The sequence below is a fragment of the Streptomyces sp. NBC_01450 genome (genome assembly GCF_036227505.1).
GTDB lineage: Bacteria > Actinomycetota > Actinomycetes > Streptomycetales > Streptomycetaceae > Streptomyces.
The window spans coordinates 5381216-5396776 of the sequence record NZ_CP109480.1 but is presented as its reverse complement, the minus strand read 5'-3'; the positions used below and the strand labels follow the sequence as shown (position 1 = coordinate 5396776).

Here is a 15561-nt window from a genome sequence, read left to right as displayed (position 1 = left end):
CCCCCGGCGGCAACGGCTACAGTCGGCGACATGACCAAGTGGGAATACGCAACCGTGCCGCTGCTCGTCCATGCCACGAAGCAGATTCTGGACACCTGGGGCGAGGACGGCTGGGAGCTCGTCCAGGTCGTGCCCGGGCCGAACAACCCCGAGCAGCTGGTGGCCTACCTGAAGCGCGAGAAGTCGGCATGAGCGGCGCCGTCGAGGCGAAGCTCGCGGAGCTCGGCCTGACACTGCCGGACGTCGTTCCGCCGCTGGCCGCCTACCAGCCCGCCGTGCAGTCCGGTGTGTACGTCTTCACGGCGGGGCAGCTGCCGATGGTGGACGGCAAGCTTCCGCTCACCGGCAAGGTGGGTGCGGAGGTCACCGCCGAGGAGGCCAAGGACCTGGCCCGCATCTGCGCGCTGAACGCGCTGGCCGCGGTCAAGTCCGTCGCGGGCGACCTCGACCGCATCGCGCGCGTCGTGAAGGTCGTCGGCTTCGTGGCCTCGGCCTCGGACTTCACCGGCCAGCCGGGTGTCCTGAACGGCGCGAGCGAGCTTCTGGGCGCGGCCCTGGGCGACAAGGGCGTCCACGCCCGCAGCGCGGTCGGCGTGGCCGTCCTCCCGCTGGATGCCCCGGTCGAGGTCGAGATCCAGGTGGAGCTGACGGCGGTGTAGCCGGTCGGGGCCGCGTCCCGCGCGGGAGCACGCGGCTCGGGCCCCCACCCCGGCCCGGAGATCCCCATGAGCCCCTCGAACATTCGCCCGGCTCGGGATAGCCTCCGGCCATGGCGAATGGGCAGTGGTATCCACCGGAGTGGCCCGAGCGGATCCGCGCGCTCGCGGAGGGCACGCTGACCCCGGTGCCCCCCAAGCGTGCGGCCACCGTCATGCTGCTCAAGGACACCCCCACCACGCCTGTGGTGCACATGCTGCGCAGACGCGCCTCCATGGCCTTCGCCGGAGGCGCGTACGCGTACCCGGGTGGCGGCGTGGACCCACGCGACGACGAGCACCAGATCCGCTGGGCGGGCCCCACGCGCGCGTGGTGGGCGAAAAGGCTCGGTACCGACGAGACGTCCGCCCAGGCCGTCGTCTGCGCGGCGGTCCGCGAGACGTACGAGGAGGCCGGCGTTCTGCTGGCCGGGCCCACCCCGGACACCGTGGTCGGCGACACCACCGGCGAGGACTGGGAGGCGGACCGCGCGGCCCTGGTCGCCCGCGACCTCTCCTTCGCCGAGTTCCTCGACCGCCGGGGACTCGTGCTCAGGTCCGACCTCCTGGGCGTCTGGACCCGCTGGATCACCCCGGAGTTCGAAACCCGCCGCTACGACACCTGGTTCTTCGTGGCCGCCCTCCCGGAGGGCCAGCGCACCCGCAACGCCTCCACGGAGGCCGACCGTACGGTCTGGATCCGTCCCGCGGACGCGGCGGACGGATACGACAAGGGCGAGCTCCTGATGATGCCGCCCACCGTCGCGACCCTGCGCCAGCTCATCCCGTACGGCAGCGCCGCCGACGTCCTCGCCGCCGCTCCCGCCCGCGATCTGACCCCCGTCCTGGCCAAGGCCCGCCTGGAGAACGGCGAAGTCGTCCTCGCCTGGCCCGGCCACGACGAGTTCACCAAGCACATCCCGACCGGTGGAGCCCCCGCATGACCGACGCCGCCGCCCTCCCCGGCCAGCCGCGAGGCGGGGTCCTCTCCGGCTCCGCCACCTCGCGCGCCGTCAACGTGCTCGCGCCCAACGCGTCCGCGATGACCCTGGACGGCACCAACACCTGGATCGTCTCCGAGCCGGACTCCGACCTGGCGGTCGTGATCGACCCCGGGCCCCTGGACGACGTACATCTGCGCAATGTCGTGGACACCGCCGAGAAGGCGGGGAAGCGGGTGGCGCTGACCCTGCTGACGCACGGGCACCCCGATCACGCCGAGGGCGCCGCGCGGTTCGCCGAACTGACGGACACGAAGGTGCGGGCACTGGATCCGGCGCTGCGGCTCGGGGACGAGGGGCTCGCGCACGGGGACGTCATCACCGTCGGCGGGCTCGAACTGCGTGTCGTGCCGACCCCCGGCCACACCGCCGACTCGCTGTGCTTCCATCTCCCGGCCGATCGGGCCGTCCTGACGGGTGACACCATCCTCGGTCGCGGTACGACCGTCGTGGCCCACCCCGACGGCCGCCTGGGCGACTATCTCGACTCGCTGCGGCGGCTCAGGTCCCTCACCGTGGACGACGGCGTGCACACCGTGCTGCCGGGGCACGGGCCCGTCCTGGAAGACGCCCAGGGCGCCGTGGAGTTCTATCTCGCCCACCGCGCCCACCGTCTCGCCCAGGTCGAGACGGCGGTCGAGAACGGCTACCGGTCGCCGGCCCAGGTCGTCGCGCACGTGTACGCGGACGTGGACCGTTCGTTGTGGCCGGCGGCGGAGCTGTCGGTCCGGGCGCAGATGGACTACCTCCGGGAACACGGCCTCATCTAGGGCCTGTCCGGCGCCGGGCGGCCGCACAGGTGGTACCGGCGACCGCCGGGGACACGAGAAGGGCCCCGCTGTACGGCAGGGCCCTTCAGGTGCGTCGAAAGTCGGCGCGCCGTGTGGTCTCGGCGCGCCGTGTGGTCAGCGCGAGCGCTTCGCGAGGCGCTCCACGTCCAGCAGGATGACCGCGCGGGCCTCCAGGCGGAGCCAGCCGCGGCCCGCGAAGTCGGCGAGCGCCTTGTTGACCGTCTCGCGGGACGCGCCGACCAGCTGGGCCAGCTCCTCCTGCGTCAGGTCGTGCACGACGTGGATGCCCTCCTCCGACTGCACGCCGAAGCGGCGGGAGAGGTCCAGGAGCGCGCGGGCCACGCGGCCGGGCACGTCCGAGAAGACCAGGTCGGACATCTGGTCGTTGGTCTTGCGCAGGCGCCGGGCGACGGCGCGCAGCAGCGCGGCGGCCACCTCGGGCCGGGCGTTCAGCCAGGGCTGGAGGTCGCCGTGGCCGAGACCGAGCAGCTTGACCTCGGTCAGCGCGGTGGCGGTCGCCGTGCGCGGGCCCGGGTCGAACAGCGACAGTTCGCCGATGAGCTCACCGGGGCCCAGGACGGCCAGCATGTTCTCGCGGCCGTCGGGTGAGGTGCGGTGGAGCTTCACCTTGCCCTCGGTGACCACGTAGAGGCGGTCACCGGGGTCGCCCTCGTGGAAGAGAGCGTCGCCGCGTGCGAGGGTCACCTCACTCATGGAGGCGCGGAGCTCCGCGGCCTGCTCGTCATCGAGCGCCGCGAAGAGCGGGGCGCGCCGCAGAACGTCGTCCACGAGTTCTCTCCTTGTCGACCTGCTCAGGGGATCTTGCTCCCCCGTGATACCAGGGGACCGTGTTCCCCATCTTGCTGGACGGTCCAAACAGTGTGATCAGTCACAAGTCTGCCGCACTGGCGTGCCGGGCAGTGCGGCAGGGGGCCAATTGGGGGCTGATCTTCTGGGTCCGGGGCGGATGTCGGTGGTGGGCTTTAGGCTGGCCGAGTGTCCAAATCGCCGGTGAGAGCACAGGCCAAGGGGGCTGGGCGGGTGGTTGTACGTCGCGATTCCGCTGTGGGCGAACAGAGCCCCGCCGGAAGTATGAAAACGACAAAAGCGGCAAAATCGGCGCCGGTGAAGCCGGTCACGAAGAAGGCCGCGAAGAAGATGGCCGAAAAGGCGACAGCCACGACCGACAAGAAGACAGGCGTGACCAAGAAGGCGACGGCCACGATCAAGAAGGCGGCGACCACGTCCACGGCGACCACGTCCACGAAGGCGACAGCCACGTCCGAGAAGAAGACGGCTGCCGCCAAGAAGGCGACGCCTGCCAAGACCGTTGCCAAGAAAGTCGCCAAGAAGGCGGTCCCCGCCAAGACCGTCGCGAAGAAGACGGCGCCGGCCAAGCAGGCGGCCTCCACCCGGACCGCCCCCAAGAAGGCGACCGCAGAGTCCCACGCCGCTCTCGTGCGCCGCGCCCGCCGTATCAACCGTGAGCTCGCCGAGGTGTACCCGTACGCCCACCCGGAGCTGGACTTCGAGAACCCCTTCCAGCTGGTGATCGCCACGGTCCTGTCGGCTCAGACGACCGACCTGCGGGTGAACCAGACGACTCCGGGGCTCTTCGCCAAGTACCCCACTCCCGAGGACCTCGCCGTGGCGAACCCGGAGGAGGTCGAGGAGATCCTCCGCCCCACCGGTTTCTTCCGGGCCAAGACGAAGTCGGTGATAGGGCTCTCCAAGGCCCTGGTGGAGGACTTCGGGGGCGAGGTCCCCGGCCGCCTCGAAGACCTCGTCAAGCTCCCCGGCGTAGGCCGCAAGACCGCCTTCGTGGTCCTGGGCAACGCCTTCGGGCGCCCCGGCATCACCGTGGACACCCACTTCGGCCGGCTCGTGCGCCGTTGGCAGTGGACCGACGAGACCGACCCGGACAAGGTCGAGGCCGCCGTCGGCGCGCTCTTCCCGAAGAGCGAGTGGACGATGCTCTCGCACCACGTGATCTTCCACGGGCGCCGTATCTGCCACGCCCGCAAGCCCGCTTGCGGCGCCTGCCCCATCGCCCCGCTCTGCCCCGCGTACGGAGAGGGCGAGACGGACCCGGAGAAGGCGCGCAAGCTCCTGAAGTACGAGAAGGGCGGTTTCCCCGGCCAGCGTCTCAACCCGCCGCAGTCCTACCTGGACGCGGGCGGCATTCCGGCACCCCCACTGGGCGCCGGATGACGGAACGAACACGGCGCCGCCCGGCGTTGGGCAGAGCAGAACGGGGGTGGCGATGACGCACGCGAGCAACACGCACAACAGGCACGACGAGCCGGAGACGCACCACGCGCAGAACGAGACGGGCACGCACCGCACGCAGAACGAGCCCGGCACACACCGCACGCGGAACGAGTCGGGTACGCACCACACGTACGACGGCCCCGGCGCGCACCACCGCACACACGAAGACGCCGACTCGCACAACGGCCGGGTCCTGGTGACCAAGGACGGCCTGCCCCCCTGGCTGGACCCGGTGGTGCACGCCGTCGAGACCGTGGAGCCGCTCCAGCTGAGCCGCTTCCTGCCGCCGGCGGACGGCGCGGGGCGGCAGTCGGCCGTTCTCATCCTCTTCGGCGAGGGTGCCCGCGGTCCCGAGCTGCTGCTGATGGAGCGTGCCAGCTCCCTGCGCTCGCACGCCGGGCAGCCCTCCTTCCCCGGCGGCGCCCTCGACCCGGAGGACGGCGACCCGATGGCCGACGGGCCGCTGCGGGCCGCGCTGCGGGAGGCCGAGGAGGAGACCGGGCTCGACCCGGGCGGGGTCCAGCTCTTCGGGGTGCTGCCGAAGCTCTACATCCCGGTGAGCAGCTTCGTGGTGACCCCGGTCCTGGGCTGGTGGCGCGAGCCGACCCCGGTCGGCGTGGTCGATCCGGCCGAGACGGCCCGGGTCTTCACGGTTCCCGTGGCGGATCTCACGGACCCCGCCCACCGCGCGACGACCGTGCACCCCAGTGGTCACCGAGGCCCGGCATTCCTGGTCGAATCGGCCCTGGTCTGGGGCTTCACCGCGGGGATCATCGACCGCCTGCTGCACTACGCGGGCTGGGAGCTGCCCTGGGACCGCGAGAAGCAGGTCCCGCTCGACTGGCGCGCATGACAGGGTGGCCCCCGTGAACGTGCTGGACATTCTGTTGCTGGTCGCCGCCGTGTGGTTCGCGATCGTGGGCTACCGCCAGGGCTTCGTCGTCGGCATCCTGTCGGTGATCGGCTTCCTGGGCGGCGGCCTCGTCGCCGTCTATCTGCTCCCCGTCATCTGGGGTGCCGTGACCGACGACACCAAGGTGAGTACGACCGCCGCCGTCGTCGCGGTGATCGTCGTGATCGTCTGTGCCTCCGTCGGCCAGGCCCTCACCACACACCTCGGCAACAAATTGCGCCGCTACATCACCTGGTCCCCGGCCCGCGCCCTGGACGCGACCGGCGGCGCCCTCGTCAACGTCGTCGCGATGCTCCTGGTCGCCTGGCTGATCGGCTCCGCCCTCGCGGGCACGACGTTGCCGACGCTCGGCAAGGAGGTCCGTGGTTCCAAGGTGCTCCACGGCGTCTCCGACGCTCTGCCCTCCCAGGCCGACACCTGGTTCGCCGACTTCTCCTCGGTCCTCGCGCAGAACGGCTTCCCGCAGGTGTTCAGCCCGTTCGCCAACGAACCCATCACCGATGTCCAGCCCCCCGATCCGGCGCTCGCGAACAGTCCCGTCACCACTCGCGCCGAGAAGTCCATCGTCAAGGTGATGGGCACCGCGCAGAGCTGCGGCAAGGTCCTCGAGGGCAGCGGCTTCGTCTTCGGCGACCGCCGCGTGATGACCAACGCGCACGTGGTCGGCGGGGTCGACGAGCCCACCGTCCAGATCGGCGGCGAGGGCAGGAAGTACGACGCCAAGGTCGTCCTGTACGACTGGGAGCGCGACATCGCCGTACTCGACGTACCGAACCTGGACGCGCCCGCCCTCCAGTTCACCGCGAAGGACGCGGCCAGCGGCAACAACGCGATCGTCGCCGGCTTTCCGCAGAACGGCGCGTACAACGTCCAGCCCGCGCGCGTACGCGGCCGCATCACGGCCAACGGCCCGGACATCTACCACCGCGGAACCGTGCGTCGCGACGTCTACTCGCTCTACGCGACCGTGCGCCAGGGCAACTCCGGCGGCCCACTGCTCACGCCCGACGGCAAGGTGTACGGAGTGGTCTTCGCGAAGTCCCTCGACGACGCGAACACCGGGTACGCCCTCACCGCGGACGAGGTCCAGCCGGACGTCACCAAGGGCCGTACGGCCAATCAGCAGGTGGACAGCGACAGCTGCGCGCTCTGAGGGTGACGGATGGCGTGGTGCGAGGGCTCAGCCTCGTGGGTGACGCAGCCGCACCGAAACCCAGCGGGCCCGGCGGCGCAAAATGCGCGGGATCCCCACTTGGGGGTCCGCGCCCGGCAACTGCGGGGTGCCCCTCTGATGGGAGCTCAGACCCGTCGCCGAGCGGCGGTTGCGTGGTGCGTCACTGTAGTCGTGCGTCCAGCCCATACCCCGACGTGTGCCCCTGCCCCAAGGTCGATAACCGCGCCCGAGCCCCCCAATTGGCCTATGCGCCAGGCATTTGGCTGTTCGTAGGACAGGTGTTCCCATCCGCATACCGGGCGCGCCACGGGCCGCAACCGGACAGTCACCGACGGATCATCGGTCGGGCTCGGGATCCTTCAGCCAGTTGACCAATTCGGTCGAAAACGCCACCGGGTCCTCTTCATGGGGGAAGTGTCCGAGACCGTCGAACAGCCGCCAGCGGTACGGCGCTTCGACGTACTCCCCGGATCCGGCCGCGCTCCGTGTCCGCATCACAGGATCGAGCGATCCGTGCAGATGCAGCGTGGGCACCCGAACCGGGCGCTTCATACGCCGGTTGAACTGGATCCCGTCCGGACGCGCCATCGAACGGACCATCCACCGATAGGGCTCGATCGCGCAATGCGCCGTCGACGGGATGCACATGGCGCGGCGATACGTCTCCACGGCCTCGTCGTCCGGCTGCCGCGGCCCCGACCAGTCCCGTACCAGACGGCCCACCAGGGCGCCTTCGTCAGCGACGAGTTGGCGTTCGGGGATCCAGGGCCGCTGGAACCCCCAGATGTAGGAACCCGCGGCCGACTGCTTGACGTCGGAGAGCATGGCCGAGCGCCAGCGCCGCGGATGCGGCATGGACGACACGGCGAGCCGGCGGACGAGCTTGGGGCGCATCACGGCCGCCGTCCACGCCAGATAGCCGCCCAGGTCGTGTCCGACGAGTGCGGCGTCGGGCTCGCCGAGGGACCGTACGACCCCGGTGATGTCGAGCGCCAGGTTGGCGGGGTCGTAGCCGCGGGGCGTGCGGTCGCTGCCGCCGACGCCGCGCAGATCCATGGCCACGGCCCGGAAGCCCGCGTCCGCGAGCGCCACCATCTGCCGGCGCCAGGTCCACCAGAACTGCGGGAAGCCGTGCAGCAACAGGACGAGCGGTCCGTCGCCCATCTCGGCGATGTGGAAGCGCGCGCCGTTGGCGGCGACGTTCCGGTGGGTCACTTCTCTTCCGCCGGGGACGTCGAGCCGCACGACCGAGGTGGGTTGCGCCGAAGGGGTGGCGGGGTCCGTCATGACGTCGAGCGTGCCACAACCTCGACCGCGTCACTCACAGGGGCGGTCCGGGGATGCGGTTTGGCGTTCTGGAGCACGCCCGCCGTCTCCTTGACCGAGGCGGCCACCTTCTGCGGGCCCTTGCCCTTCTTCGCCTTCTTCGCGAAGACCAGACCGATCAGCGCGAGGAGGGCGGCGACCAGCACGTTCGCGGCGAACGACAGGACGAAGCAGATCGCGAGATTCCAGTGGCTCCAGGTCCGGATGCCGTACGCCAGGGCGAAGTTCAGCATCGGCAGGGAGAAGATCAGCACCGCTCCGGCCGCGGAGAACGCGCCGCCGCTGACCGCACCACGCTTGACATCGCGCTTGAGCTGCGCCTTCGCCAGCGCGATCTCGTCGTGCACCAGCGCGGACATCTCGGTCGTCGCCGAGGCGAACAGCTGGCCGATGCTGCGTTCGGCGCCGACCGGGCTGCCGTCGGGTGCGCTCATCGCGGACTCCCTCTTCTGTATGTGCGAACTGTCTACTGCCGACCGTTCGGTCTTGACCATCAGGTTCCGACCATCCGGTTCTGACCATCCGGTTCTGACCATCCGGTTCTGACCATCCGGTTCTGACCATCCGGTTCTGCTCAGATCATGCCGGACCGTCGTTCTCCTCGCTTGCCCCGCCCGCCACTTCGGCAAGCCTTCGGTGCTCGGCGGCCTTCCGTTCGTGGATCTCGGCCATCCGCAGGTGGTACGCCGGGTTGTCCTGCTCGTAGATGTCGGGGATGCCGTCGCTGTCCTCGTCGAGCTCCTCGGCCTCGCACAGCGCACGGTACTTGGCGTTGCGTATCTTCAGCAGCGTCGTGGCGAGTACGGCGGCTATGAGCGAGCCGATCAGTACGGCCGCCTTGACCTCGTCGGTGAGTACCGGGTCGTCCGTGAAGGCGAGCTCGCCGATGAGAAGGGAGACGGTGAAGCCGATTCCGGCGAGGGAGGCGACGGCGAAGACGTCGGGCCACACGAGATCCTCACTGAGCGAGGCGCTGGTGAAACGTGCCGCCAGCCAGGTCCCCCCGAAAATGCCCACGGCCTTCCCGACGACGAGCCCCAGCACGACACCGAGCGTCTCGGGCCGCGTGAACACATCACCGACCGCCCCGCTGGAGACGACGACCCCGGCACTGAAGAGCGCGAACAGCGGCACGGCGAGCCCGGCGGAAAGGGGCCGCACAAGATGCTCGATGTGCTCCCCGGGTGAGTGCTCCTCGCCCTCCCGCCGGTGGCAGCGCAGCATCAGCCCCATCGCGACGCCGGAGATGGTGGCGTGGACGCCGCTGTTGTACATCAGCCCCCAGATGACGAGCGCGAGCGGCACATACACGTACCACCCGCGTACGCCCTTGCGCAGGAGTACCCAGAACACGCCGAGCCCGACGACGGCCCCGCCGAGCGCGCCGAAGTCGATGTGGCCGGTGAAGAAGATCGCGATGATCAGGATCGCGACCAGGTCGTCGACCACGGCGAGGGTGAGCAGGAAGGCGCGCAGGGCGGACGGCAAGGAGGTGCCGATCACGGCGAGCACGGCGAGCGCGAAGGCGATGTCGGTGGCGGTGGGCACGGCCCACCCGCCCAGGGACCCGCCCCCGACCGCATTGGTGAGCGCGTAGACGAGCGCGGGCACGGCCATTCCGCACACGGCCGCGACGACGGGCAGTATCGCGGCCTTCGGATCCCGCAGATCCCCCGCCACGAGCTCGCGCTTGAGTTCGATCCCGGCGACGAAGAAGAACACGGCCAGCAGCCCGTCCGCCGCCCAGTGCTGAACGGACAGGTTCAGCCCGAGAGCCGAGGGCCCGAAATGGAGGTGACTGACGGTGGCGTAACTGTCCCGCAGCGGCGTGTTGGCCCACACCAGCGCGGCAACCGCCGCGACGAGCAACAACACCCCACCGACGGTCTCGGTCCGCAACGCCTCCGCGACGAAGTTCCGCTCGGGCAGCGACAGCCGTCCTAGAAGCTTGCGGTTGTTGGCGCTGGGCGCGGCCACGGCGGGACCTCCGGGTCGTTACGGCTGCTTGCTGACGGCCGCCACACGGGATCGCTGACGACACCGCCGACCAGACTTCCCGGCACACCCTGAGGTCACTACTTTACCTTGCCATTACGGCGAGATACTTCGCGTTACGAACATATGGGACATGGGTCGAGCCCCAGGAGAAGGCCTCCCGGTGTCGCAAGGCCATGGCGGCACCGCCCGCCTCGCGGCCGACCGGAACAGGGCCGCGGAGCCCCGCAAGGTTGGCGGGTGTGGGGGCACGAAGTACCCCCACACCCGAAAGGGGCGGGTGGGTGAGGGAAACCCTCAGTCCTCGCTCGGCGCCGCCGGCAGCTTCTCCTGGATGAGCTCCATGACCGTGGAGTCCGTCAACGTCGTGACATCCCCCAGCTCCCGGTTCTCCGCCACGTCACGCAGCAACCGCCGCATGATCTTCCCGGACCGGGTCTTGGGAAGCTCGGCCACCGGCAACACCCGCTTCGGCTTGGCGATCGGCCCCAGCGTGGCCCCCACGTGATTCCGCAGATCCGCCACCAGCCCGGCATCCTCCGCGGAAGCGGTCCCCCGCAGAATCACGAACGCGACGATCGCCTGCCCCGTCGTCTCGTCCGCCGCACCGACCACCGCCGCCTCGGCGACCGAAGGATGCGAGACGAGCGCCGACTCCACCTCGGTCGTCGAGATGTTGTGCCCGGACACGAGCATCACGTCGTCGACCCGCCCGAGGAGCCAGATGTCCCCGTCCTCGTCCTTCTTGGCGCCGTCCCCGGCGAAGTACTTCCCCTCGAACCGCGACCAGTACGTGTCGAGGAACCGCTGGTCATCGCCCCAGATCGTGCGCAGCATCGACGGCCACGGCTCGGTCAGCACGAGGTACCCGCCACCCCCGTTGGGAACCTCCTGGGCCTCGTCGTCGACCACGGTCGCCGAGATCCCCGGCAACGGCCGCTGCGCCGACCCCGGCTTGGTCTCGGTGACCCCTGGCAGCGGCGAGATCATCATCGCGCCGGTCTCCGTCTGCCACCACGTGTCCACGATGGGCGTCCGGTCGCCGCCGATGTGCTTGCGGTACCAGATCCACGCCTCGGGGTTGATCGGCTCGCCCACGGACCCCAGCACCCGCAGGCTGCTGAGATCGAACTTCGCGGGGATGTCGTCCCCCCACTTCATGAACGTACGGATCGCGGTGGGCGCCGTGTAGAGAATCGTCACCCCGTACTTCTGCACGATCTCCCAGAAACGCCCCTGGTGAGGAGTGTCCGGCGTCCCCTCGTACATCACCTGCGTCGCACCGTTCGAAAGCGGCCCGTACGTGATGTACGAGTGCCCGGTGACCCAGCCGATGTCGGCCGTGCACCAGTACACGTCGGTCTCCGGCTTGAGGTCGAAGACGGCGTGGTGGGTGTACGAGGCCTGCGTGAGGTACCCGCCCGAGGTGTGCAGGATGCCCTTCGGCTTCCCCGTGGTCCCGGAGGTGTAGAGGATGAACAGCGGCTGCTCGGCGTCGAACGCCTCCGGAGTGTGCTCGGCGGACTGCCGCTCGACGATCTCGTGCCACCACACGTCGCGGCCCTCGGTCCAGTCGACCTCCTGGCCGGTACGGCGGACCACCAGCACCTTGTCGACCCCGTCGACCCGGTTCACCGCGTCGTCGACCGCCGGCTTGAGCGCGGACGGCTTACCGCGTCGGTAGCCGCCGTCGGAGGTGATGACCAGCTTGGCGTCGGCGTCCTGGATGCGCGTGGCGATCGCGTCCGCGGAGAACCCGCCGAACACGACCGAGTGCGCGGCGCCGATCCGTGCGCACGCCAGCATCGCGACGACGGCCTCGGGGATCATCGGCAGATAGACGGCGACCCGGTCGCCCTTCCCGACGCCCAGCTCGATCAGTGCGTTGGCGGCCTTGCTCACCTCGTCCTTGAGCTCGGCGTACGTGATCGCCCGGCTGTCACCCGGCTCGCCCTCGAAGTGGATGGCGACCCGGTCGCCGTTCCCGGCCTCTACATGCCGGTCGACGCAGTTGTACGCGACGTTCAGCTTCCCGTCGGCGAACCACTTCGCGAACGGCGGGTTGGACCAGTCCAGGGTCTCGGTCGGCTCGGTGGCCCAGGTCAGCCGGCGGGCCTGCTCGGCCCAGAAGCCGAGCCTGTCAGCCTTGGCCTGCTCATACGCCTCCGCGGTGACATTGGCGTTCGCCGCCAGGTCGGCGGGCGGCGCGAACCTGCGCTCTTCCTTCAGCAGGTTGGCCAGGCTTTCGTTGCTCACGACATCTCCCTTTCCCAGGGTGTCCGTTGTGTCCCAGGCCACAGCTCATCAGACCGGGGGCCTCGATGACAAGGGCCGATCTCAAATTGGTTTAGACCTATAGGGGGGCTGAGGTCTCTTCAGAAGCACGCACCAGGCACGCGTGAGGTACGCACTCCGAGCCACGTACGGACGGGTGCGCGGGTTCACCCGGCGATGTCTCCCGCGACCGACCCCCACACGGACGCCGTGACAGATGCGGCGCCCGGGCGTGTCGCGGCCCCCCGCCCCAGGCCCGCGCGAGGGAACCGTCACCCCGTACCTGCCGTATCCCTACGCACGGCGTGGTGCGCGCCCCCGCCGACCGGGGCCGCGCACCACGCCGAGGTCACACGGGTGGCGAGGTCAGGCGGGGTGCCGTAGATCCTCGGCGGCTCCCACGTGATCGAACAGCTCGCCGCCGTCACGTTCGACCAGCAGATACGCCTGCGCCTCCCCGACGTGGAAATACATCCCGTGCAGTTCGAGCGCACCCTCCCGCAGGGCCCGCGCCACGGACTCGTGTGCCCGCAGATGCTCCAACTGCTGGACCACGTTGGTCAGACACAGCTGCTCCACCGCGTCGGCCGGCGCCCGCCCGGCGAGCCGGGCCCAGGGGCGGTTCTTCACGGTCATCCGCTCCAGACTCGGAAGCCCATGCCGCAACCACCGCTTGAGTGGGGTCTGTGCCCCGCCGGGCTCCGAGTTCATCAGGGCCTGCATGGCACCGCACCCGGAGTGCCCGCACACCGTGATGGACCGCACATGCAGCACGTCCACCGCGTACTCGATCGCCGCGGCCACCGAGTCGTCCCCGCTCTCCTCCCCGGGCCTCGGCACGAGGTTGCCCACGTTGCGTACGACGAAGAGGTCACCCGGACCACTGGAGGTGATCATCGACGTGACGAGCCGTGAGTCGGCACAGGTCAGGAACAGCTGAGAGGGCCGCTGCCCTTCCCGCGCCAGCCGCGCCAGCTCACCTCGCACCAGGGGCGCGGTGTTGCGCTGGAACGCGCTGATTCCGCGTGCCAGTTGATGCGCGCTCTGCCCGCTGCGGCCGTCGCGCCCGGCGGAACCGGCCGCTCCGTCGGGTCCCTCCGACGCGTCTGCCGGGCCCTCCCCACCCGACCGCTCGCCGGGGGGTGCGGGCTGCGGACCGGCGGAGGGTTCGCAGTGGTGGTTGCGCCAGGGCGTCCAGGGGCGGCAGCGGCAGTGGGAGGGGCCCTCGGGCTCGGCGATCCTGGTGCCGGTCCGGCCGGACCGGCCGGTCAGCTCGACCGTGCCGCCTCGCGCGACATGCGAGTTCTGCCAGTCCTGCAGGGACTCGTACGCCGCGTGGTCCATGAACGAGCCGTCCAACTCGAGAACCACGTCAGCGCCTTGAGGCACCAGGTGCAGGGCGCGGCTGAGCCGAGGCACCGCGAGGAACGTCAACTGCCCTCGGACTTGTACGTGATGGACTGCTCCTCTCTCTTCGTGCGTGATGCGTGTGCGGGCGAGGCGGTGCAGGGCTACGGCGACGGCGACGGCGACCCCCAACGCCACGCCCTCGAGGACGCCGAGGCATACGACGCCGAGCGTGGTGACGACGTACACCAGCACTTCGCGGTGGCGGGTGACCGTGCGGATGTGGTGCAGGGACACCATCTGGATGCCGACGGCCATCACCAGGGCGGCGAGCGATGCGAGGGGGATCAGCTCCAGGATCGGGACCATCAGCAGCGCGGCAACTACTACGAAAACGCCGTGCAGCATCGTGGAGTTCCGGCTCACGGCACCGGCTTGCACATTCGCCGAACTGCGCACGGCGACCCCGGCGAGGGGCAGTCCGCCGAGCGCGCCGGAGACGACGTTGCCGGCGCCCTGCCCGAGCAGCTCCCGGTCCAGGTCGGAGCGGCCCACCCGGGTTTGCTGCGCGGGCCGCCCCGCCACCATCTTGTCCACAGCCACGGCGCCGAGCAGCGACTGCACACTGCACACCAGCGTGATGGTGAGGACGGCGGCGGCGATTCCGAGCACCGGCCCCTCGGGCAGCCCGGCCAGCGCGTGGCTGCTCCAGGACGGCAGGTCGACCTTGGGCAGGACCAGTCCCGTGAGCGAGGCGGTCACGGTGGCTCCGGCGACGGCGACGAGCGCGGTGGGCACGGTGCGCAGGACGTGCCCGACCCGTCCGGGAATCCGGGGCCAGGCGAAGAGGAGCGTCAGGGTGAGCGCGCTCATCGAGACCGCCCCGGGGTGAACGTTGGCCAACTGGGCGGGGAGCGCGCTCAGGTTCTCGAGCACGGAGCTCTGCGGGGTGCCGCCCAGCACGATGTGCAGCTGGGCGACGGCGATGGTCACACCGATACCGGCGAGCATGCCGTGCACGATCGCGGGGCTGACGGCGAGCGCCGTACGGGCCACGCGCAGGCATCCGAGGCCTACCTGGGCGACCCCGGCGAGGACGGTGATGGCGCAGGTCGTACGCCATCCGTAGCGATGGATGAGATCGGCGGTGACGACCGTGAGGCCGGCGGCGGGCCCGCTCACCTGGAGCGGTGAGCCGCCGAGCCGCCCGGCGACGATTCCGCCCACGGCGGCCGCGACAAGGCCCGACTGGAGCGGCGCGCCGGTGGCGAGGGCGATACCGAGAGACAACGGCAGGGCGATCAGGAAGACCGCGATCGAGGCGGACAGATCGGCGCCCGCGATACGGAATCGGCGGGGCGGGGTGGGCGGGGGGCTGTGGGGTTTGTGGATGCGCTTGGGCCGAGATGAGTCGGCGGCGCGGGTGGGGACGCAGGCAGACATTCCCGTCTCCTCCGGGGCAGCGCGGTCGCGGAACAGGTGGTCCCCGCCCAGGGAGGACGGGGGCGGATCGCGGCCGTGGGTCACGGCGTGCAGCGGCGGGACTTTCAACGATCGGTAAACGAATCGTAATCCAGAGTAAAGCTCTTGTGCGGACTTTAGCGGCAAATGGGGCAGCAAATCACTCACGTGGGTGAACCGGGCTTTTTATCGGCTTGTCGTATTTATTCGTTCTCGGTCGCGTGCGACCTTGACCGCACTGTCGGCATTTAGCCGCACATCACCCTAGAACGCCCGAAGTGGCGTTGCTCTGACCGAAGGAAGAAGGTGGGCG

Annotated in this window: 14 protein-coding genes; 7 read left to right on the top strand and 7 right to left on the bottom strand. The window is 70.1% G+C overall.

What is annotated here, in order from left to right; translation table 11 throughout:
• Positions 1–30 precede the first annotated feature (30 nt).
• The 4 genes from OG568_RS23965 to OG568_RS23950 all read left to right on the top strand — a co-directional run bounded on the left by OG568_RS23965 (position 31) and on the right by OG568_RS23950 (position 2466).
• Entirely contained in the window at positions 31–192 is a 162-nt protein-coding gene (locus OG568_RS23965) for a DUF4177 domain-containing protein (RefSeq protein WP_075033571.1), read from the top strand.
• Complete coding sequence (locus OG568_RS23960) at positions 189–659, top strand: RidA family protein (RefSeq protein WP_266584411.1); 471 nt, start codon at positions 189–191, stop codon at positions 657–659. Before OG568_RS23965 ends, OG568_RS23960 begins: the two co-directional genes overlap by 4 nt.
• A gap of 110 nt (positions 660–769) precedes the next feature.
• A complete protein-coding gene (locus tag OG568_RS23955) occupies positions 770–1639 on the top strand; it encodes an NUDIX hydrolase (RefSeq protein ID WP_266431974.1) in 870 nt (289 codons plus the stop codon).
• Positions 1636–2466: an MBL fold metallo-hydrolase gene (locus OG568_RS23950; protein ID WP_329533043.1), complete on the top strand. Its 831-nt coding sequence runs from the start codon at positions 1636–1638 to the stop codon at positions 2464–2466. Before OG568_RS23955 ends, OG568_RS23950 begins: the two co-directional genes overlap by 4 nt.
• A gap of 135 nt (positions 2467–2601) precedes the next feature.
• On the opposite strand, the gene OG568_RS23945 is transcribed toward OG568_RS23950, so the two are convergent.
• Positions 2602–3276, bottom strand: a complete 675-nt coding sequence (locus OG568_RS23945) for a Crp/Fnr family transcriptional regulator (RefSeq protein ID WP_006382668.1) — start codon at positions 3274–3276, stop codon at positions 2602–2604.
• Between the two features lie 369 nt (positions 3277–3645).
• On the opposite strand from OG568_RS23945, the gene nth reads away from it, so the two are divergent.
• The 3 genes from nth (at position 3646) to OG568_RS23930 (ending at position 6824) form a co-directional block, all read left to right on the top strand.
• On the top strand, positions 3646–4698 hold the full coding sequence (gene nth / locus OG568_RS23940; protein ID WP_329536426.1) for an endonuclease III: 1053 nt from the start codon (positions 3646–3648) through the stop codon (positions 4696–4698).
• A gap of 253 nt (positions 4699–4951) precedes the next feature.
• Positions 4952–5611, top strand: coding sequence for an NUDIX hydrolase (locus tag OG568_RS23935; protein ID WP_443077881.1), 660 nt, complete (start codon positions 4952–4954; stop codon positions 5609–5611).
• Positions 5612–5624: 13 nt separating this feature from the next.
• Complete coding sequence (locus tag OG568_RS23930; RefSeq protein WP_266584417.1) at positions 5625–6824, top strand: MarP family serine protease; 1200 nt, start codon at positions 5625–5627, stop codon at positions 6822–6824.
• A 27-nt stretch (positions 6825–6851) separates the two neighbouring features.
• On the opposite strand, the gene OG568_RS23925 is transcribed toward OG568_RS23930, so the two are convergent.
• The 6 genes from OG568_RS23925 to OG568_RS23900 form a co-directional block, all read right to left on the bottom strand.
• The gene (locus OG568_RS23925; RefSeq protein WP_075033566.1) at positions 6852–7031 is read right to left on the bottom strand and encodes a hypothetical protein; all 180 of its coding nucleotides are present in this window, start codon (positions 7029–7031) and stop codon (positions 6852–6854) included.
• Positions 7032–7181: 150 nt separating this feature from the next.
• Positions 7182–8132, bottom strand: coding sequence for an alpha/beta fold hydrolase (locus tag OG568_RS23920; protein ID WP_329533041.1), 951 nt, complete (start codon positions 8130–8132; stop codon positions 7182–7184).
• Positions 8129–8605 (bottom strand): phage holin family protein, encoded by a 477-nt coding sequence (locus OG568_RS23915; protein WP_266431966.1) that lies wholly within the window; start codon positions 8603–8605, stop codon positions 8129–8131. The genes OG568_RS23920 and OG568_RS23915 overlap by 4 nt, the downstream gene beginning before the upstream one ends.
• Positions 8606–8750: 145 nt before the next feature.
• Complete coding sequence (nhaA, locus tag OG568_RS23910) at positions 8751–10148, bottom strand: Na+/H+ antiporter NhaA (RefSeq protein WP_329533040.1); 1398 nt, start codon at positions 10146–10148, stop codon at positions 8751–8753.
• A gap of 315 nt (positions 10149–10463) precedes the next feature.
• Entirely contained in the window at positions 10464–12464 is a 2001-nt protein-coding gene (gene acs / locus OG568_RS23905; protein WP_329533039.1) for an acetate--CoA ligase, read from the bottom strand.
• A 342-nt stretch (positions 12465–12806) separates the two neighbouring features.
• Entirely contained in the window at positions 12807–15230 is a 2424-nt protein-coding gene (locus tag OG568_RS23900) for a bifunctional SulP family inorganic anion transporter/carbonic anhydrase (protein ID WP_329533038.1), read from the bottom strand.
• Between the last annotated feature and the right edge of the window lie 331 nt (positions 15231–15561).